The organism is Ruegeria sp. BH8, from assembly GCF_056538065.1.
In genome coordinates this window covers 610,180-630,498 of sequence record NZ_JBQFSP010000001.1, presented here as the reverse complement: position 1 = coordinate 630,498, position 20,319 = coordinate 610,180, and the positions used below count along the sequence as shown (strand labels likewise).

Below are 20,319 nucleotides of genomic sequence, written 5' to 3'. Positions count from 1 at the left end.
CTCTCAGCCGGTCATGACATTGTTGCCGAAATGCATGAACTCCTGGTTCATACCAGCAATCTCTCCGGCCTCCAGTTTCAGGCTGGAACTGTCAAGCATCTGATAGCTTTGCTGTCCCTTTACCCACTCGTCTGCTGATTGCAGCGTGGTCAGCGTATAAGACGTGACTTCGTTCAGGTAATGAGTTGGGATAATGATCTTGGGCTTTAGCTTGGCCACGATGTCATTACCCTGATCGAAACTCAGGATATGTTGCGACCCGTCTACCGGAAGGGTCAGAACATCGACCTGTCCGACGGCGTCCCAAAACTCCTGAGGCGGATTGTGGCGATTATCACCCCAGATCAGCGTACGAATGCCGCCAGTTTCCACCAGATAGACCACCATATCCATATGACCCACATTGTTCGGTGGGCAGGCTTCGACCCCAAACTCGGCCAGTGCATTGGTCCAATTGTACCACCCCGGCGCCACGCAGGCATGTTTATCTGCAAAACCAGTGATCTTGATATCGGAGAACTCGAAATTGCCCACCATCCTGTCCAGCACCATGGTCGAACTTGGGCGTTCGATCGCGTCGTGATCGAAATGCGCATGTGTCGACAAGGTAATGTCCACCGGGATCTGGGGGAAATCATTGCGGAACCAAAGCCCCCACGCGCCCGACGGGTCATCACGCCAGGGGTCGAACAGGACCGTTGCGCCGTTGGGCGAGGTGATCTTTATGGCGCAATGGCCATAATAGTCGATACCGACAACTCCGGCACTGGCCTGACCCGTCGATCCCTGCAGGTCGATCACGTGGTTATTGTTTCCTGGCTGCAACCAGGCTTGCGATTGCGCCTCGGCCGGTTTTGCCCCCAGCACTGAAGCTGTCGCGCCAACACCGGCAGCACCTGCCGCCATGAAAAATGACCGCCGAGACAGCCCCGGTGCCAGATGATCCCTGTCCCCTTTCAGGATGGTCGGTTTCAGATCCTTGCGATCCATATCTTTGTACCTCTCTGTTGGACGTGCGCCGTTTTTCCGCACCTCAACCCAGAGGGTAACAAGCCAAAGCACATCGGCTCAGACCGAAAAAATGGGGGTGAAATATGGGGGCAATCCCCATATTCGGCATTCACGAAATCGAGAGCAAATGACTGCGCAGGTTTTGATCCCGTCCCTCAAGTCCTAGTTTTCGACGAATGTTGTTGCGGTGAAAATCGATTGTCGACGTCTCTCGGGACAGGGCCTTGGCAATGTCCTTTGTGGTTTTCCCAAACATGACCATCTGTGCAATTTCCATTTCGGTCGGGGTCATTGCCGCGAAGGCATCCGTCAACTTGTCAGACAGCGAAGATGTGATCTCGTTCAGGTTCTTTTCGGCCAGCTCAAGATAGACAAATTGCGCCTCGTCGCCGGAAAGCTGCGCCCGAACCTTTTCAAGATACGGCAAAACTCTGCTTCGAACCTGCTCGACGATTTCGTGATCCCGGTTCTTGCGGTCATCGTCGAGACTTGAGAGCAATACGCGCAACGCTGTGTTCGTCTCCTGCAACTCTCGGGTTCGATCCGAAACACGCGTTTCAAGCTGGGCAAGTGTTTCGTTCAGTTTCTCCTCCAACGCGCGTCTCAGATAAACCTCTTGCAACAAAGCCAAATCCGACTCGACCATGCGCGCGAACTGCGCCAGCCCCTCTCGGAACAACAAGGCCCGCCGGTTCTGTTTACGGTCCAGAACACAGATTGTGCCAAACACCGAGCCATCGGGCCATTTCAGCGGTAAGCCGATGTAAAAGGTCATTCCGTGTTCCAGGTCGTCGTTGTCCGCCCAAACCGGATCACATTTGGCGTCCTCGACCACCAATTCTCCGTCACGCTCCAGAACACCCTGGCAATATAGCTTGGGGTTCAACTGGAAACTCAGACCGACCGGATATGGATTCTCGGGGTGATCGGATGTGATCAAAACCGCATGATCCGGCGCGTCGGTTTTCATGATCAGGCTTGCGGGCACGTCGGCCAGTTCTGCGACCAGATCAACAAGTTGCTGCCAGTTTGCCAGCGTTTCTTTGGGAATCTGCGGGTGATCAGCAGGCATAAGGGGCCTCACCAGTTATTGGGCGATACCCTGTCAGGTTAGTTGGAGGCGTTACACTGAATCAAGAATACGACACTCTGCGGCGCAGCATCGGTTTCAGCCGCCCCAGATAATCTTTACGTAGTTCTGGGTTTCCTTGTACGGCGGGATACCACCATGCTTTTCAACCGCATCAGGCCCCGCGTTATAGGCCGCCAGCGCTAAAGGCCACGATTTGAACTTGCGGTACTGCCAGGACAGATATCTAGCACCGCCTTCGAGGTTCTGCTTGGGATCATGCGGGTTTACGCCCAAAAGCTCAGCCGTTTGTGGCATAAGTTGCGCCAATCCCAACGCACCTTTATGTGACTTCGCCTGAGGGTTCCATCCACTTTCCTGCTGCACAAGACGCAAGAACAGATCTTCAGGGATGTTGTGAAGGCGGGCAACACGCCGCGCGATTTCCAGATACTCTCCGCGATATTTTCCTGAATATCGTTTGCTGACCTGATCGCGCGTTGTTTTGGGTTTCAGCCGGGCCGAGTCGCGGTACTGGGTTGCCGCACGAGAATCCAGAACCTTCGCCTGTTTCAGGAAAATATCCTTGCGGCTTTTGCTGGACAATGTTTGTGCCTGCACCGGCGCAACGGCCAATACAAGGCAGGCAACGGAAAACCCAGCAACCCAAGAACGCATCTTTGCTTATCCTGCTCGATCAAAACCAGTGGGAGTATAGGTATTCCCGCAAAAAATGAAAGCTTGGTAAATAGTACAGTAAGACTCTTGTTCGACAGTGTTGTATCAACTGTTTTCAACCATGATGCAGGCCGTATAGGGTCTCACGAAACTCATTGCGCCAGATTCGGCGCATTTACGCAGAACAGAACGAGGATTTACATGGCGGGTTCAGTCAACAAGGTCATTCTGGTGGGAAATCTTGGCCGCGACCCCGAAGTCCGGTCGTTCCAGAACGGTGGCAAAGTGTGCAACCTGCGCATTGCCACCTCGGAAAACTGGAAAGACCGCAACACGGGTGAACGTCGTGAACGGACAGAGTGGCATTCGGTTGCCATCTTCTCGGAACCGCTGGCCCGCATCGCCGAGCAATATCTGCGCAAGGGCAGCAAGGTTTATATCGAAGGCCAGCTGGAAACCCGCAAATGGCAGGATCAGTCCGGTCAGGATCGTTATACGACCGAGGTTGTCTTGCGCCCCTATCGCGGGGAACTGACCCTGTTGGACGGTCGTAGTGAAGGCGGTGGCGGCAGCGGCGGCGGTTATGGTGGCGGCCAGGCCGGTGGCGGTTACGGTGACCCCTATGGCGGTCCATCCAGCTCTCCGGCGCCCGCATCGGGCGGAATCGACGACGACGAGATTCCGTTCTAAGTAAAACGGAGAAACAACATGACATGGTCCTTCTCTCTCGGCCGATTGCTCGGGTCCGAACTGAGGGTCCATGTCACCTTTTTTCTGCTGCTCGCTTGGGTCGGTTTTGCCGCTTTCTCAGCCGGTGGAATGCCAGCCGCGATTGAGAACCTTCTCTTTGTTCTGGCGCTGTTTGCCTGCGTTGTCGCGCATGAGTTCGGTCACGCCCTTATGGCGCGGCGCTATGGCATCAAAACCCCCGACATCACCCTTCTGCCCATCGGCGGCCTGGCCCGGCTTGAGAGAATGCCGGAAAAACCGATGCAAGAGGTTCTGGTGGCGCTTGCGGGCCCGGCAGTGAATATCGCTATCTTCATTGGCCTTGCCGTGCTTGGCGCAGGGATGCCGCTTGAGACCCTCGCGCAATTGGAGTCACCAAATGTGAGGATTGTGGACAAGCTGGCCTATATCAATCTGCTCTTGGCCATCTTCAACTTGATCCCGGCATTCCCAATGGACGGAGGCCGCGTCTTTCGCGCCCTACTGTGTTTACGCATGAATCGTGTCAAAGCCACCCGAATTGCAGCCGTTGGTGGCCAGGTTGTCGCCATCGGGTTTGGATTTCTAGGGCTGAGCTCCGGCAATCCAATTCTGGTATTGATCGCCGTATTTGTGTTCTTTGCAGCCAATGCAGAAAGCCAGGAAGTCGCTTTGCGATCTGCGGTTCGTCGTGTTCTGGCCCGTGACGCGATGATCACTGAGTTTCACGCACTTTCTCCCAGTGATACGCTGAGCACAGCGGCACAAGCCGTCATTCACACCACTCAGCACGAGTTTCCGGTACTGGACTCAAATCATACTTTGCTGGGTTTTGTGACACGCGATCACCTGTTCACTGCCCTGGCAAGCGACCAGCCCAGAACTGCGCCCGCGACCTCGATCATGGATGCCAACGTTCCCGCAGTCTTGCTGACAACCGGCCTTGAGGACGTGCTGGAACACCTGCACAATGGGGCGCCAGCCATTGCAGTTCTGACCCATGGCGGTCACATGATCGGTTACATAACCCGCGAAAACATTGGCGAGCTGATGGTTATTCAGGGCCGTTAATTCCCTGCGTCACACCGGGGCCAGCGCGTCCGACAGAACCGACAAGACCGCATCCTTCGGCACATCCGAGGTCACAAAAGCCTGACCAATTCCGCGGGCCAGGATAAACCGCAGCTGGCCGTCCACAACCTTTTTGTCCTGCCCCATCAGATCCACCAGCGCCTCGGCACTTGGCAAGTCACCGGGAATATCAGCCAGGTCCGTTTTCATGCCCATCGCCCGCAGATGCGCGCGTACCCGGCTTGGGTCTTCTTGCGAACACAGGCCAAGGCGGGACGAAAGCTCGAACGCAAGTGCACAGCCGATGGCCACGCCTTCGCCATGCAAAAGACGGTCGGAATAACCTGTGGCGGCCTCCAAGGCATGGCAGAAGGTGTGCCCCAGATTCAGCAGGGCGCGGTCACCTTGTTCGGTTTCATCCCGAGCCACAATATCGGCTTTCATCTGAACCGAGCGGGTTACCGCACGCACACGTGCGGCCATGTCGCCCGAGGAGACGCTTTGCCCGTTCACCTCAAGCCATTCAAAGAATTCCGCATCCCCAAGCAAGCCGTATTTCACCACCTCGCCATACCCTGAAAGAAAGTCCCTCTGGGTCATGGACTGCAACACAGATGTATCTGCCAGAACCAGCGATGGCTGATGAAAAGCGCCGATCAGGTTCTTCCCCTGAGGGGCGTTGATCCCTGTTTTCCCCCCGACAGAGCTGTCGACCTGCGCCAGCAAAGACGTGGGGATTTGCACGAACCGAACGCCTCGGCGCAGGACGGCCGCGGCAAAGCCTGCAAGATCACCAATTACCCCACCACCAAGGGCCACAACAACGTCGCTGCGTTCAACCTTTTCAGCCAACAGCCACTCAACCGCGCGTTCAAAATGTGGCCAGCTTTTTGTTGCCTCTCCGGCGGGTAAGGCCAGCGCGGACATTTCGGTCCCGGTGGCTTTCAGACCCGCACGCAGCGTTTCCAGATGCAGATCAGCGACACTTTCATCTGTCAGGACGGCCACCTTAGGACGCGCCAATAGCGGTGCAATCCAATCGCCCGCGCGCGCCAGAAGATCCGGACCGATTTCTACGTCATACGACCGGTCCCCAAGTTCAACGTGTACTGTTTGATGCATTATCTGATTTCCAAAACATCAGGGCGCGCCAACAAGGCGTCGACAACCCGGTCCACCATATTCTCGATCGAAGTTTCGCCATCCGAATCCACGATCAGATCCGCCTCGGCGTAAACCGGAACACGCGCCTCGTAGAGGGCTTTCAATGTCGCATAAGGATCGGCAGTACGAAGCAGCGGGCGCGTGTCCTTGTGGCGGACACGGCTCCACAGAACTTTCAGGTCTGCCCGCAGCCAGACCGACGCACCCCGCATGGTGATCATACGCCGGTTGTCAGGCTGAAGAAACGCCCCGCCACCCGTTGAAAGTACGCCTTTTTTGTCATCCAGCAGGCGGCTGATAACCTGTGATTCTTTGGTGCGAAAAAAAGGTTCCCCGTCCCGCTCAAAGATTTCGGGGATGGTCATGTTCGCAGCTGATTCGATTTCGGCATCGCTGTCCAGAAAGGGAACACCCAGTCGAGCGGCCAAAGCACGACCCACGGCTGACTTTCCGGCCCCCATCATACCGACCAGAACCACGGTTTTGTGCAGATCAAACCGGGTCTGCGCGTCCGCTGAGTGCGTGTTATGCTTAATTTCGCTCATTTCACCGTGAATGACGTGATCTTGGGAAAAATGCCAGTTATAACTTGGTCAAAATCAAAAATTGAGGCAGCGTGACGCCATGAGCCGTCTGATCAAATTCCTGATATATGTTCTGTGCCTGGCATTCATCGGGCTGGTCGCCTATGCCTATGTCGGTCCATTCTTTGGTGCGGATTTCTCTGCGCCTCAAAGTGAAATTCGCGAGCCGGTTGCACTGGATGTCAACTAAGCAACTGCTTTTGGCAATCACACTGGCCGGGTCGGCACATGCGCAGGAACCTTTATCCGCCATCGAATGGCTGACAGACCCGCCGGAAAACCTGCCGGGAACCGTTCTGCTGGAACCACCGGTTACGCAAGATGGCGCATTGCCGGAAATTGAGGTGACTTCGCTTGAGGCACTGTCGCAGCCGCTGGGCCTTGTTTCGTCCTCTGTCACCGGTCTGCCCGTCGACCTTTGGCAGGGCAGCGATGCGGATCGCCTGGCCGAACTGATCGCCGACGTCCACGTGCGTGAAAACCCGGCCATGCAGCGATTGTTGTTCACGCTGCTCTTGTCTGAAACCCGCGCGCCGTCAGGGCCTCTGGCCGAAGAAATCCTTTTGCTTGCACGGCTGGACCGATTGATGCAACTGGGCGCTGCTGATCCGGCGCAGTCGCTTGTTCAATTGGCCGGGCCCACTGACACGCAGGACCGTTTCAAGCGCTGGTTCGATGCGACGCTCTTGACCGGGGATGAGGATCGTAGCTGTACCGCCCTTATTGCTGAACCGCATCTTTCGCGGGACTATGCGGCTCAGATCTTCTGCAAGGCCCGCCGCGGGGATTGGGTTTCAGCCGCGCTGACACTTGAGGCAGCGCATGCGCTTGAAATCCTTCCACCAGAGGATCTGGCGGTTCTGGACCGTTTCCTCAGCCCGGAACTGTATGAAGGCGCAGCTTACCTGCCGCAGCCGGAAAACCCTGATCCCCTGACGTTCCGTTTGTTTGAGGCAATTGGCGAACGGCTTCCCTCCGCTCCGCTGCCACGGGCGTTTGCCAATGCGGATCTGCGCGATGTCGCAGGTTGGAAGGCACAGATTGAAGCAGCGGAGCGGCTGACCCGAATTGGCGCATTAACCCCCAATCAGCTGCTGGGTCTTTATACTGAGCGTGATCCGGCAGCCTCAGGTGCTGTCTGGGACCGGGTTGCTGCCGTTCAGCGATTTGAAAGCGCGTTGGACACCGGGAACGCGGAAGCGATAGGAAAGACTTTGCAGCCGGTCTGGCAACAGATGCGTGGTGTCGGGCTTGAGGTTCCGTTTGCCGAACTGTTCGCCGAGCGCTTGTCATCTGTCACATTGCCGGTTGCCACCACCGAAAGCCTGCGCTGGCGTATTCTGATGCTGTCCGGGCTTTACGAACAGGCCGCCTTGTCAACACCTGACACATCCAACGACACCCAGTTTCTTGCCGCTTTGGCACAAGGCGACCCCGGGCGCGCGGTGTCCCCGTCCCCTTTGGCTGATGCCGTCGCTCAGGGGTTTGAATGGGCAGCGCCTGTGCCAGGCGACATTGATGCGTTGCTGGCCAACGGTCAATTGGGCGAAGCCATTATTGAAGCCATGCAATTGTTTGCACATGGCGCGCGGGGCAATCTGGTGGATATGACAGCGGCAATTGCAACATTCCGGCGCGTTGGGCTGGAGGACACCGCGCGACGTGCGGCCCTGTCCCTTTTGATCCTGCAAGAGCGTTGATCATGGGCTCTCCGGCGTCAGATGCACTGTGGATTTCAACGTTCTTGCAGGCGCAGGCGGCAGAGCTTGGCGCTGCGACCAATACGCTGCTGGCCTATGGGCGCGACCTGAAAGATTTTACCGAATGGCTGGACCGCAAGAAATCCGGATTTGATCAGGCAGATCGCGACCTGATCGAAGCCTACCTGATCGACTGCGATGCACAGGGCTTGTCACGTTCGACCCGCGCGCGGCGTTTGTCTGCTATAAAACAGCTGTACCGGTTTGCCTTTGAGGAAGGCTGGCGCGCGACCAATCCTGCCATTCAGATCAAAGGTCCCGGCCGGCAGAAACGGTTGCCCAAGACGCTGGATGTGCTCGAAGTTGACCGTTTGCTGGAGGCCGCCAGACAAACCGGGCGAACCGAAGCTGACAGGCTAAGAAACACCTGCCTGATGGAAGTTTTGTACGCCACAGGAATGCGGGTGACTGAGCTTGTCTCCCTGCCCGTCTCTTCGGCCCGTGGCGATCCCCGGATGCTGCTGGTGCTGGGGAAAGGGGGTAAAGAGCGAATGGTCCCCCTGTCGCCCCCGGCCCGGGATGCTTTGGCCGCGTGGCTGACCGCGCGGGACGAGGCCGAGGACTTGGCCGCGGAAAAAGGCGCTCAGCGCTCGCGCTTTCTGTTCCCATCACGCGGAAAGTCCGGTCATCTGACACGGCACAGGTTCTTTTTGCTGGTGAAAGAGCTGGCTGTACGGGGTGGTGTTTCTTCTGAAAAAGTCACACCACACACGCTGCGCCATGCATTCGCCACGCATCTGCTGGCCAACGGCGCTGATCTGAGATCGATCCAGACGTTATTGGGCCATGCAGACGTGGCGACGACCGAAATCTATACGCATGTTCTGGATGAACGTCTGGCGGAACTGGTGTTGCAACATCACCCGCTGAGCAAGGACCGCAATGAGGACAAGGGCTAAGACCTTGATTCAGCGGGGCGACGTCCCCATAACGGATGCAGTACACAAATCTATCAAGGACCAATGGAACCCTCACCTTCTATGTTCGACGGCGCATTCTGGGTTACGACCGGCGCTATCCTGTTCCTGCTTATCCTGTCCGGATTTTTCTCGGGCTCGGAAACGGCGCTGACCGCCTCGTCAAGGGGGAAACTACGCGTTCAGGCCGACAAGGGATCGCGCGGGGCTAAAAAGGCGCTGGAAATAACCGACGACAACGAACGTCTGATCGGGTCGGTTCTGCTGGGCAACAACCTCGTCAACATTCTGGCCGCGTCACTGGCGACGGCGTTGTTCACACGTCTTTTCGGTGAAAGCGGCGTGGCATTGGCAACGCTGGTCATGACCTTTCTGGTGTTGATCTTTGCCGAAGTGCTGCCCAAGACATACGCCATCACCAATTCCGAAAAGGCCGCTGCGGCCGTTGCGCCGATCATTAGCGTGGTCGTGACAGTGTTTTCGCCTGTTGTCGCGGCCGTACGTTTGTTAGTGCGTGGCGTATTGCGCCTGTTCGGAGTTCAGATCGATCCTGACAGCAACATTCTGGCCGTGCGCGAAGAAATCGCAGGCGCCCTGCAACTGGGCCATTCGGAAGGGGTTGTCGAAAAAGAAGATCGCGACCGCATCCTCGGCGCACTGGATCTGGGCGACCGCACGGTGGAAGAGATCATGCTCCACCGTTCCAACATCGAAATGATCGATGCGAACGCCCCACCCGAAGCTATCCTAAGGCAATGCCTTGAAAGCCCTCACACTCGTCTGCCTGTTTTCAGGGACGAGCAGGAGAACATAGTTGGCGTTGTTCACGCCAAGGACTTGTTCCGCGCGATGTATGCACAGGCTGGCAGCAGCGATGGCGGCACCGACCGGCTGGCCAGCTTCGACATCGGCAAGGTCGCAAATGCCCCCTATTTCGTTCCGGAGACCACAACTCTGGATGACCAGATGCGCGAGTTTCTGCGAATGCACGGTCACTTTGCGCTGGTGGTGGACGAATACGGCTCATTGCGTGGACTGATCACGCTTGAGGATATTCTGGAAGAAATCGTGGGCGAAATCGCCGATGAGTTCGATATCGCCGAAGAGGTGCCGGTCGTGCGGACGGATGATGGCCAATTCCTTGTCGAAGGTGCTATGACCATTCGCGATGTCAATCGTGCGCTGGACTGGTCGCTACCGGATGAAGAAGCCAACACTCTTGCTGGTCTGGTCATCCACGAAGCCCAGATGATCCCGGTTGTTGGGCAAGTGTTCTCGTTCCATGGCTTCCGGTTCGAGGTTACAGCACGCGAAGGCAATCGTATCACAGCTCTGAAAGTGCGGCCCTTATAGGGTTTGGACGCTAGACAAAAACGACGCGCTCTGTCGCTCGTTTGACAGAATGCTTTGCCATTGATCTGCACCGTCCTACCAGAAAAGGAGGAGCGGATGAAAAACACATGCCAGGTGGTCGTCATTGGTGGCGGTGTGGTCGGATGTTCGGTTCTTTATCACCTGACCAAGCTCGGGTGGTCGGACGTCATGTTGCTGGAACGGTCCGAACTGACCAGCGGATCGACCTGGCATGCGGCAGGCGGGTTTCACACCCTCAACGGCGACACCAACATGGCGGCGCTACAGGGATACACGATCAGGCTGTATAAAGAACTGGAACAGATCACCGGCATGTCCTGTGGCCTGCACCACGTGGGCGGTGTGACACTTGCCGACAATCAGGACCGGTTTGATATGCTGCTGGCGGAACGCGCCAAGCATCGGTTCATGGGGCTTGAAACAGAAATCGTCGGCCCGGAAGAAATCAAAAAGATCGCGCCCATTACAAATATCGACGGAATTATCGGCGCTCTTTACGATCCGCTGGATGGTCATTTGGACCCGTCAGGCACCACCCATGCCTATGCCAAGGCCGCGCGAATGGGCGGCGCCACGATCGAAACCCATTGCATGGTGCGTGAAACCAACCAGCGCCCCGATGGAAGCTGGGATGTCGTCACTGACAAAGGCACAATCCATGCCGAACACATTGTTAACGCAGGCGGGCTTTGGGCGCGTGAAGTTGGTGCCATGGCGGGTGTCTATTTCCCCCTGCACCCGATGGAACATCAATACCTTGTCACCGACTCGATCCCACAGATTGAAGCGATTATCGATGCGGGTGGCGAGCATCCGCATGTCATGGATCCGGCAGGTGAAAGCTATTTGAGGCAGGAAGGGCGCGGCCTGTGCATCGGGTTCTACGAACAGCCCTGCAAGCCCTGGGCAGTAGACGGCACACCGTGGGATTTCGGGCACGAGTTACTGCCCGATGATTATGACAAGATCACCGACAGTATCGAATTCGCGTATCGCCGCTTTCCTGTGCTGGCTGAGGCTGGAATAAAATCGGTGATCCATGGGCCGTTTACCTTTGCCCCTGATGGCAACCCGCTGGTCGGCCCTGTACCCGGACTGCGCAACTACTGGTCGGCCTGCGGTGTTATGGCCGGGTTCAGTCAGGGTGGCGGCGTTGGCCTGACGCTGGCGCAGTGGATGATCGAAGGCGAGCCCGAGCGCGATGTGTTTGCCATGGATGTTGCCCGCTTCGGCGACTGGATCAGCCCAGGTTATACCCGCCCCAAAGTCATCGAGAATTATCAGAAACGCTTCAGCGTAGCCTATCCGAACGAAGAACTGCCCGCTGCACGCCCCAACCGCACGACACCAATGTATGACATCTTCAGCGATCTTGGCGCGGTCTGGGGGCAGCAATACGGCCTTGAGGTGCCAAACTATTTTGCGCAGGAAGATGAGCCGGGATTTGAAACTCCATCCTTCCGCCGCTCGAACGCGTTCGCGGCGACTGGGCGCGAAGTGCGGGCAGTGCGTGAAGCTGTGGGTATCAACGAAGTCCACAATTTCGGCAAATACCGCATCACCGGACCCGATGCTCGGAACTGGCTGGACCGGATCATGGCTGGCCGCGTTCCGAAACCCGGTCGGCTGTCTTTGGCCCCGATGCTGTCGCACAAGGGCAAGCTAATCGGTGATTTCACCGTTTCCTGCCTGACTGACACTGAGTTCCAGCTTACAGCGTCTTATGGCAGTCAGGCCTTCCACATGCGGTGGTTCCAGCAAAACGCTCAGGACGGCGTGAGGATTGAAAACGTCAGCGACCGGTTGAACGGCTTCCAGATTGCCGGCCCGAAGGCAACGCAGGTTCTGGCGGCCTGCACCCGAGACGACTTGGCCGATTTCAACTTCCTGAACGTGCGCCGGATGACTGTCGGCATGACCGACTGTATCGTTCAGCGTGTCAGCTATACGGGTGATCTTGGTTATGAAATCTATTGCGACCCCTTAGCGCAGCGTCAGATTTGGTGGACGCTGTGGGAGGCTGGACAACCCCACGGCATTGTTCCGTTCGGAATGCGCGCAATGATGAGCCTGCGGCTGGACAAGTTCTTTGGCTCTTGGATGCGGGAATATTCGCCAGATTACACCGCCGCAGAAACGGGGTTGGACCGGTTCATTGCTTTCAGCAAAAACACCCGTTTCATCGGCCACGATACAGCGGAATTAGAACGGGCCAATGGAACCACCCGCCAGTTGGCAGCCTTCGAGGTTGATACGGACGATGCAGACGTCAACGCCTATGAACCGATCTGGTTGGATGGCGCGGTTGTTGGGTTCTGTACCTCGGGCGGCTACTCTCATTTTGCGCAAAAATCCGTCGCCATGGGTTTTCTGCCGTCCGGGCGTATAGAAGATGGTCTGGAGGTTGAAATCGAGATTCTGGGGCAGATGCGCAAAGCGAAGGTTATCTCGACACCTTTGTTTGACCCAGATGGCACACGCATGAGGGGATGACAGCACACATGACTTACGGCAGTGTGGCTCAGTGACCGAAATCCCAATCATCCTGCTTGCCGCCGGTCAATCCAGTCGTATGGGCGGGTTGGACAAGCTTTTGCAGCAAATCGACGGCATTCCACTGCTGACCCGTACGGCGATCCTTGCGCGTGGTGTGGCGCCTGTCCTTGTCGCCCTGCCACCGCGTCCACACCCAAGATATGATGCACTTGCGGGACTGGATGTTCAGACCGTTCCGGTTCCGGACGCGGCAGAGGGAATGAACGCCAGTTTGCGCACCGCCATAGAATACCTTCCTGTAGACGCACCCGCAGTCATGGTTTTGCTGGCCGACTTACCTGACCTGACCCAGGCTGATCTGAGAACGATCTTGAATGCACGTCAATTACATCCCGACAATGTAATCTGGCGCGGAACAACCGCAGATGGAAAGCCCGGGCACCCGGTGATCTTCGATCGGACGCTTTTCAGTCAGCTCTTGGCATTGCACGGCGATCACGGCGCGCAGACGGTGGTTCGGTCACAACAGGGTGGCGTATTCCTGCAACCCCTTCCCGGTCAAAACGCGGTTATGGATTTGGATACGCCGGAAGATTGGGATGCTTGGTGCAAGAAGCGCACTTCTTGAATAAACACGGCCCGGTCGATATCGACCGGGCCGGTGCCCAATACAGGACTACCACTTTCCACAACTCCAAAAGTTTGACCAATAGGTCTTAAAGACACTCTGGTTCCCTAGCAGCTAAACCTAAACAAGACCCCCTCGTTAACACGCCGCTAAAACTTCCGGTAACTGAGTTAGCCGCCAGCGCCCCCTAGCGCTTTTGGCTTCCCCTCACTTGGGCAATTTCATCCTCACTTATCCGATCCTTAGAAACAACGTAAAATTGGAAGAATAGGTTAATTTCGCGCACCTCGATTTGGCTTTTAGGCAACATAGCCCCAGGGCTTGTTCAACCTATAGGCGATCCAAGTCCGGTGCGCATATCAACGATTCGGGATTAAGCGCAAACTTATGCACCCATTCAGCTGCCTGTCAGCAAAGTTACAGCGTCAAGTCCGATGACTCCCGGACTCGCCCACAACCATTGGAAGAGCAGCATTTTTCCCCACTGTTCAGTGAAAGCATTGTCAACAAAACAATGAAAATTCAACTTTTTTGAAAGTTTGACGTCTGTTTTGGCAACAATCCTCCGATTCGCCTTCGACCTACCCGGTTAAATAAGCGAATCCTGATCAACGTCCTTCGCCACAAAACACCCGCTTTGTGGCAAAATTAAGATTTATTAATTGATCAGTCAGGAAACCCCAATCCTGCCAGTGCATCTCATGTCTCAACGCGCAACGGAAATTGCGTGATCAAACCAGGAGACAGAAATGAGCATCCGAAAATCTTCGCTTTTACTTCCCCGCACATCCAACTGGATGGGGGTCAGCGCATTGGGCGCAGCCATGCTGGCCACAACCGCTTTACCTTCGATGGCGGATGAGGCGCTTGCCGATCTTGTCGAATCCGTTTCCCCTTCGGTTGTAACCATCATTGCCGAACAAAAGGCCGCCCCAAGCCCCGCACAGGGGCAGAATTTTGATTTCGACGGTCATCCGTTTGGGGAATTCTTCAAGCGCTTTGGTGGGCCTGAAGGGTTCAACATGCCTCAACGCGGGCCGGCACAAGGGCTCGGGTCAGGGTTTGTACTGGATGAAGCCGGTTATATCGTCACCAATCACCATGTGGTGGACAATGCCGCGACTGTAATCGTTCGCCTAAGTGATGACCGGACATTTGAGGCCGAGGTAGTTGGCACCGACCCGCTGACAGACATCGCAGTCTTGAAGATCGATGCAGGCCCGGGTCTGCAAGCTGTCGAACTGGGTGACAGCGATGCAATCCGCGTAGGCGAAGATGTCGTAGCGATCGGCAACCCGTTTGGTTTGAGCTCGACGGTCACTACCGGCATTGTGTCGGCTAAAGGTCGCAATATCTCGGACGGGCCTTATGCCGAGTTCATTCAAACGGACGCCGCCATCAACAAGGGCAACTCTGGTGGCCCGCTTTTCAACATGGACGGCGACGTGATTGGTGTAAACTCGGCCATATATTCCCCCAGTGGCGGATCTGTCGGGCTGGGATTTGCCGTAACCTCGAACATCGTTGAGCATATTGCGGCCGATCTGCAGGATGACGGGCAGGTCAGCCGTGGGTGGCTGGGTGTATCTATCCAGAATATCAGCCCGCAGCTTGCGGCGGCACTGGGAATTGATGCCTCCTCGGGCGCACTGGTGGCAGATGTTGTCGCCGACAGCCCTGCAGATGGCGTTCTGGAGCAAGGCGATGTTATCCTGTCCTTCAACGGCGAAGCCGTAGACTCCAGTGGTGACCTGCCCATTCTGGTGGGCACAACCAAGGTCGGCACCGCCAGTAATTTGACCATTCTGCGCGATGGCAAACAGGAAACGGTCACTTTGACCGTTGGCCAGCATCAGGCAGCGGCGGCTCAGTCCGACACCCCTGTCGAATCCGAGGCGGCAGGCTCGTCGCTTGGTGTCACCGTGGCCCCCCTGACCGAAACGGTGCGGGCCGAGGCAGGTATCGCTAAAGCCGTCGAAGGTGTGGTCGTCACAGACCTGCAACCGGACAGCCCTGCGGCTCGGGCGGGTCTGCAACGTGGTGACGTGATCGTGAAACTGGGCAACCAAGACACGTTCACACCCGAAGCGCTGAAGGCGGCACTGGACAGCGAAAAGACGGACCCGGCACTGGTATTGATCAATCGGGCCGGCAGCCAGATCTTCGTTGCCGTCGAACTGGTCTGACCAACACTATGCGCGCGCCGCTTGATGGGGAGATCCGGCGCGCGCCTCACCCGGCGGACCTGAGTTGTCCGCTGTCCGTCGGGCTTGCCGGGTGCGTGCCCAGCACCCGGCAAGATATTCTGCATTCCATGGGCTTTGTTTGGATAATGTGTTTAAATCCCAAGGGAAAAGGAGCCAGATCATGAGCCGCCGTCTGTTGATCGTCGAAGATGACACTGACACCAGGGATTTCATTGCCAAAGGGTTTGGCGAAGAAGGCTATGTGGTCGAAACGGCTGCTGATGGCCGCGAGGGATTGTACCACGCAACGGATGGCGGGTTTGACGCCATTGTGCTGGACAGGATGCTTCCCGGTCTGGACGGGCTGTCCCTGATCAAATCCCTGCGTGCAGCAGGGCTGAAAACACCGGTCTTGATGTTGACGGCCATGAGCGCAGTGGACGAGCGCGTCAAAGGATTGCGATCAGGCGCCGACGATTATCTGGTCAAGCCCTTCTCGTTTCAGGAACTTCATGCACGGATCGAAGCCCTGTTACGACGTCCGCAAGAATCCGAGGAAACGCCGACTCTGACCTGCAAGGATCTTGAAATGGATCTTCTGACCCGCAAGGTTACGCGGGACGGCCATGAGATCACGCTGACGCCCCGTGAATTCCAGATTCTTGAATTCTTCCTGCGCCGCAAGAACCGTGTCGTGTCGCGTACCATGCTGCTTGAGGGCGTCTGGGATTATCATTTCGACCCGAACACCAACGTTGTGGATGTTCACATCTCAAAGCTGCGCCGCCAGTTGGATGAAGGCGGAGACACACCTTTGATTGAAACTGTTCGCGGAGCAGGTTACATGATGTCCGATGGATAACCTTCGGCTTTCCCTTAATAATTCACGAACAAGACTTGTCGCCACCAGCATGGTGCTAAGCACGTTCCTGACCGCGTCCGTGCTGGCATTGGTCTATGTGACGGCCAACAGAAGCATCGAATCCGAGACCCGATCAGTCGTGTCCGCCGAACTGACCGGGCTTGCAGATGAATATGAACGGCGCGGGCTGATCGGGCTGATCACAGCGATCGAACGCCGTCTTCCAAGCGCGCCCGACCGAGACGCGCTGTATCTTCTGGCGGATCGGCAAGGCGTCAAGCTTGTGGGTAACCTGAAAACCTGGCCGGTCAATGTGACCGCCGGAAGCGGTTGGGTCGACCTTGAGTTGCGCAGGGCTGACAATGACCAACTGGTGCCTATCTCGGCGGCATCGATCCGCCTGCCCGGTGGCGAACGCCTTCTTGTGGGACGGGATGCGGCGGCCCGTCAACAATTCGACCGTGTATTGTTCCGATCTCTGGCACTGGCGCTAGGGATAGCATTTGTTCTGAGCGTGATCACCGGCTGGCTGTTCACACGCCTGGTATTTTCACGCCTGTCAGACATCGCAAGCACAGCCGAAAACATCGTTTCTGGCGATCTTTCCAAAAGGATGCCCCTACGCGGAACCGGGGACGAGTTCGATCAGGTCTCTGGCACGTTGAACAACATGCTCGACAGGATCGAAGAGCTGGTCAGTAATCTGCGCACCACCTCGAACTCTATCGCACATGATTTGCGCTCTCCTCTGTCCCGCCTTCGCCAACGGGTCGAATCCCTTTCCGAGCCCGGCAAAAGCGATCTGGATCGCGAGATCGACATTGCGCGGGCAACGGGAGAAATCGACCATGTTTTGCGGGTCTTGGGGCAGCTTACCGAGATATCGCGGGCCGAGGCCGGTCTGGGGCGCGAGCAATTCGAAGACATTGACTTGCAGCAACTGGTTGGCGATGTCGTGGAGCTTTATGATCCGGTGGCCGCGGATCAGGACGTCCGTCTTGAGGTTATAGGCTCTGCCCCCGCAATTCAGGGGCACCGGCCCCTCCTCTCGCAGGCTCTTTCCAATCTGCTGGAAAACGCTATGCGCTACGCACCGGCAAATACCACAATCACGATCTCAATCGGTACCGAGGACGGATTTGCCCAATTGCAGGTTCGGGACCGTGGTCCGGGTGTTCCGCCCGGAGAGTTGGATCGCCTTCAGCTTCCGTTCGTCACGCTTGATCCGGCGCGCACGGAACGCAATGCGGGATTGGGGCTCGCGCTGGTTGCCGCGATTTCTCATATGCATGGCGGGACATTCGCAGCCCGAAACTGCAACCCAGGTTTGGAAACCACGATCAATCTGGCAATTCAGAGTTAACCCGGCAGTCCGTTTACCGCCAATATCATGTTTTTATAACGTTTATCCTCGGTGACATCCGCACCGAACCAATCCGGTGGGACATAGGCATTTGCGGCTTCACTGGTATGGAATTCAACTTCAACCAAACACAGGGGTTCCAGGCCGCCTGAGAAAACATCCAGCTCGAACTGGTGGCCGTCCGGCATTTGATCCGTGTAACGTACCTTCTCGACCCGGCGTCCTCGAGTTTCCGGCCAGAAGGTTTCAAACTGGTCCCGGGTTATCTCTGTCTCACGCTCAACACGTACAAGATCACCGCCTCCTTTTAAGGTCAGGAAAAACACATCGTTCTTTTGCCGCAGACGCAATTCGGTCGAGTCCTCCGGCGCGGTGAGGTACCCCTGACGCACCACTGCTTTTTCTGCGCGGCTCAAGTCCGGTAAATTTGCCACCAGAAACTTGCGCTCTATTTCTGTGCTCATCGGAGCGCCCCCACTCAATCTTCCAGCTTATCAAACAGCACCCGATATGCCGTACCATCCGCGCCGCGATCTGCGTAAGTATTGGCAAAGGCCCGATGCTGCGCCATTGAAAAGAACGCCCGCAGCTTATCTGATGCATATTGTGTTTGTCGAAAATGCTAACCGGTTGACCAAATAACCGCTCGGTCAAGGTTGTGCGACTGACGGGAACAACGATCTCATCGGCGGCTCGAAAACAGACCCCAGACGCACCCCCAGAATCGCGATTGCACAGCAAAACCTGCCGACCGGTTTGCACACAGACATAGGCAAGGTTCACGGAAGTCTCGGTTTGTCCAACACCGCCCTTATTGCAGTAAAAGGCAATGATTTTCATTCCTTACTCCTTTTTGTGGTGAAACAGACTGCGGAACATGTGCCGGATTTCTTGCCCGTCAAACTGATGGAAACTTGCGACAACGCGCTTTCTTTCCGTCTTTTGGTGTTGATCAAGCACAGCGATTAGGCCGCCCACGGACAAACCGATCTGCGCGTCCACGCGGCCTTGCGTATCGGCGCGAGACGCAACAAAGGTCATCAACGCATCTTGCTGAACAGAATAGTCGTTGAACAAACCAAGACTATCCTGAAGTTTTTTCAATGGCTTAAGGATCATTTTCAAACCATTCCAATCGAATAATGGGGCAAACAATTCCATCAGATATCTTAGTTTTTTGCATTCGATACGAAGGTCATGCACCGTCCTGTCTGGTTTATCGTCGCTTATGCCGCGCGCCAGTTTGCACACCTTGCGATAGCGCTTCCAGATCAGCGCGCAGGCATAGTCATACGCACCGAGATGCGCGTTTGGCCCAAGGTCCAAGTGATCTGAACCTGCGAACATTGCGGTCAGGTCGGTCATGGACGTCGTGTAGTCGGCGCTGCGCAACCAGCGTGACAGGCGCAGTTGCTCTTGTGTACGATCCGTTTGAAACTGATCAAACATCTCGGACAGTCCTGAGTGAAGGTTCGGCGGGATAAGATTGAAATACTTGTCTTTTTCCAGAAGGTAGACATCCAAATCACGCAGAGGTCCGGTACGGGTCATGAGGTCGGAAAAGACCCGCTTCAGCTCGTCCGTCTGGGCCTCGGACAACACACCCTTGAACAGGCTGATCACTGACCTGATCTTGCGCAACGATACCCGGTAATCGTGCAAAAACTCAGTGTCGATATCAGCGATCACGCCCTCTTCGTTTTGCCGCGCAACTCGCAGATATGTTTGAATGATTTTTGCAGCGACTTCGATGGAAGGTTCTGCTTGACCAATCTTCAATTCAGGCTTGGCCTGATAGGGAACCATGTCTGGAACCAGGCTGGAATAGAGCGTTTCAATATCATGAACACCGCCCGTAATGCTGGCGAGAGCAGAGCAGACCAACTGATAAGCCTTCTTGTACCCACGCAACTGCTGAATTCGTACAATGGTCGCCTGCCCTGATTGCGTTGACATGTACGTTAAAGTTCCCCTGACTTGAATCTTTTGCTGATCATCAAGCACGGTAATGGTCTTTGCCTTGATCTCCCCAACACCGATCTGCGTCAGCGCCCGCAGTTCAGGAAAGTCGCTCAGCGCCTTCTGAACCGGCCCTTCTGGCAAGTCCCGCGCAAACCGCAGATGCCCCGAGTATTGCTGAGACAAAGGGCCGTGATCCTTCCGCAGCAGGTGCAACATCCCGCCAGTATGGATTAAAGCACGACCGGAGGCGCGCAATGACTGATCGTGACAATCGAGCAATGCGAAAGCTGCGACGGAGCTATCGGGTGAAGCTTTTCGGGAAAACCCGGCAATGGCATGTGCCAGAGCCGTTTCGTCAATCTTCGCTGGGAAAATGAACTGATCGCCTGACGATCTGGTCATGATAGGCCTTTCCAGTTCAAATTCAGAAACCCCTTTACAGGTTTCTCAACGGTCATTTGCGCGCCCGCCCCTTTGTTTAGTGGG

Annotated in this window: 18 protein-coding genes and 1 pseudogene; 11 read left to right on the top strand and 8 right to left on the bottom strand. The window is 56.1% G+C overall.

Annotated features, from left to right (window positions below; translation table 11 throughout):
• Positions 1 to 3 precede the first annotated feature (3 nt).
• The 3 genes from ACR0AD_RS03080 to ACR0AD_RS03070 all read right to left on the bottom strand — a co-directional run bounded on the left by ACR0AD_RS03080 (position 4) and on the right by ACR0AD_RS03070 (position 2,758).
• The gene (locus ACR0AD_RS03080) at positions 4 to 990 is read right to left on the bottom strand and encodes an MBL fold metallo-hydrolase (RefSeq protein ID WP_480485837.1); all 987 of its coding nucleotides are present in this window, start codon (positions 988 to 990) and stop codon (positions 4 to 6) included.
• A 130-nt stretch (positions 991 to 1,120) separates the two neighbouring features.
• Positions 1,121 to 2,083 carry a LuxR C-terminal-related transcriptional regulator gene (locus ACR0AD_RS03075; RefSeq protein WP_267363905.1) on the bottom strand — a complete coding sequence of 321 codons (963 nt, stop codon included), beginning with the start codon at positions 2,081 to 2,083 and terminating at the stop codon, positions 1,121 to 1,123.
• A gap of 96 nt (positions 2,084 to 2,179) precedes the next feature.
• The gene (locus ACR0AD_RS03070) at positions 2,180 to 2,758 is read right to left on the bottom strand and encodes a lytic transglycosylase domain-containing protein (protein ID WP_480481225.1); all 579 of its coding nucleotides are present in this window, start codon (positions 2,756 to 2,758) and stop codon (positions 2,180 to 2,182) included.
• A gap of 201 nt (positions 2,759 to 2,959) precedes the next feature.
• On the opposite strand from ACR0AD_RS03070, the gene ssb reads away from it, so the two are divergent.
• Positions 2,960 to 3,448, top strand: a complete 489-nt coding sequence (ssb, locus tag ACR0AD_RS03065; protein ID WP_209504119.1) for a single-stranded DNA-binding protein — start codon at positions 2,960 to 2,962, stop codon at positions 3,446 to 3,448.
• Between the two features lie 18 nt (positions 3,449 to 3,466).
• On the top strand, positions 3,467 to 4,537 hold the full coding sequence (locus tag ACR0AD_RS03060) for a site-2 protease family protein (RefSeq protein WP_480485839.1): 1,071 nt from the start codon (positions 3,467 to 3,469) through the stop codon (positions 4,535 to 4,537).
• Positions 4,538 to 4,546: 9 nt separating this feature from the next.
• Here ACR0AD_RS03060 and aroB read toward each other — a convergent pair whose 3' ends face one another.
• Both aroB and ACR0AD_RS03050 read right to left on the bottom strand, forming a co-directional pair.
• Positions 4,547 to 5,659 (bottom strand): 3-dehydroquinate synthase, encoded by a 1,113-nt coding sequence (gene aroB, locus ACR0AD_RS03055; protein WP_480485841.1) that lies wholly within the window; start codon positions 5,657 to 5,659, stop codon positions 4,547 to 4,549.
• Entirely contained in the window at positions 5,659 to 6,246 is a 588-nt protein-coding gene (locus ACR0AD_RS03050) for a shikimate kinase (RefSeq protein ID WP_209504122.1), read from the bottom strand. The genes aroB and ACR0AD_RS03050 overlap by 1 nt, the downstream gene beginning before the upstream one ends.
• 79 nt (positions 6,247 to 6,325) lie before the next feature.
• Here ACR0AD_RS03050 and ACR0AD_RS03045 point away from each other — a divergent pair, with 79 nt between their 5' ends.
• The 9 genes from ACR0AD_RS03045 (at position 6,326) to ACR0AD_RS03005 (ending at position 17,871) form a co-directional block, all read left to right on the top strand.
• The gene (locus tag ACR0AD_RS03045) at positions 6,326 to 6,475 is read left to right on the top strand and encodes a hypothetical protein (protein ID WP_209504123.1); all 150 of its coding nucleotides are present in this window, start codon (positions 6,326 to 6,328) and stop codon (positions 6,473 to 6,475) included.
• On the top strand, positions 6,465 to 7,985 hold the full coding sequence (locus ACR0AD_RS03040; protein WP_480485843.1) for a hypothetical protein: 1,521 nt from the start codon (positions 6,465 to 6,467) through the stop codon (positions 7,983 to 7,985). Before ACR0AD_RS03045 ends, ACR0AD_RS03040 begins: the two co-directional genes overlap by 11 nt.
• Positions 7,986 to 7,987: 2 nt before the next feature.
• Positions 7,988 to 8,944, top strand: a complete 957-nt coding sequence (locus ACR0AD_RS03035; RefSeq protein WP_480481233.1) for a site-specific tyrosine recombinase XerD — start codon at positions 7,988 to 7,990, stop codon at positions 8,942 to 8,944.
• A 63-nt stretch (positions 8,945 to 9,007) separates the two neighbouring features.
• Positions 9,008 to 10,315, top strand: coding sequence for an HlyC/CorC family transporter (locus ACR0AD_RS03030; RefSeq protein WP_480481235.1), 1,308 nt, complete (start codon positions 9,008 to 9,010; stop codon positions 10,313 to 10,315).
• A 96-nt stretch (positions 10,316 to 10,411) separates the two neighbouring features.
• On the top strand, positions 10,412 to 12,829 hold the full coding sequence (locus ACR0AD_RS03025) for a GcvT family protein (RefSeq protein ID WP_480485844.1): 2,418 nt from the start codon (positions 10,412 to 10,414) through the stop codon (positions 12,827 to 12,829).
• A gap of 31 nt (positions 12,830 to 12,860) precedes the next feature.
• Complete coding sequence (locus tag ACR0AD_RS03020; RefSeq protein ID WP_480485846.1) at positions 12,861 to 13,460, top strand: nucleotidyltransferase family protein; 600 nt, start codon at positions 12,861 to 12,863, stop codon at positions 13,458 to 13,460.
• Positions 13,461 to 14,209: 749 nt separating this feature from the next.
• On the top strand, positions 14,210 to 15,646 hold the full coding sequence (locus ACR0AD_RS03015) for a DegQ family serine endoprotease (protein ID WP_480481241.1): 1,437 nt from the start codon (positions 14,210 to 14,212) through the stop codon (positions 15,644 to 15,646).
• Positions 15,647 to 15,827: 181 nt separating this feature from the next.
• A complete protein-coding gene (locus tag ACR0AD_RS03010; protein WP_480481243.1) occupies positions 15,828 to 16,508 on the top strand; it encodes a response regulator transcription factor in 681 nt (226 codons plus the stop codon).
• Positions 16,501 to 17,871: a sensor histidine kinase gene (locus tag ACR0AD_RS03005; protein ID WP_480485848.1), complete on the top strand. Its 1,371-nt coding sequence runs from the start codon at positions 16,501 to 16,503 to the stop codon at positions 17,869 to 17,871. Before ACR0AD_RS03010 ends, ACR0AD_RS03005 begins: the two co-directional genes overlap by 8 nt.
• On the opposite strand, the gene ACR0AD_RS03000 is transcribed toward ACR0AD_RS03005, so the two are convergent.
• The 3 genes and pseudogenes from ACR0AD_RS03000 to ACR0AD_RS02990 all read right to left on the bottom strand — a co-directional run bounded on the left by ACR0AD_RS03000 (position 17,868) and on the right by ACR0AD_RS02990 (position 19,875).
• Positions 17,868 to 18,335, bottom strand: a complete 468-nt coding sequence (locus ACR0AD_RS03000; RefSeq protein WP_480481247.1) for a CYTH domain-containing protein — start codon at positions 18,333 to 18,335, stop codon at positions 17,868 to 17,870. The genes ACR0AD_RS03005 and ACR0AD_RS03000 overlap by 4 nt on opposite strands.
• 241 nt (positions 18,336 to 18,576) lie before the next feature.
• Positions 18,577 to 18,711: pseudogene (locus ACR0AD_RS02995) on the bottom strand (AAA family ATPase); the annotation flags it as partial.
• 3 nt (positions 18,712 to 18,714) lie between these two features.
• The gene (locus ACR0AD_RS02990) at positions 18,715 to 19,875 is read right to left on the bottom strand and encodes a CHAD domain-containing protein (RefSeq protein WP_480485850.1); all 1,161 of its coding nucleotides are present in this window, start codon (positions 19,873 to 19,875) and stop codon (positions 18,715 to 18,717) included.
• Between the last annotated feature and the right edge of the window lie 444 nt (positions 19,876 to 20,319).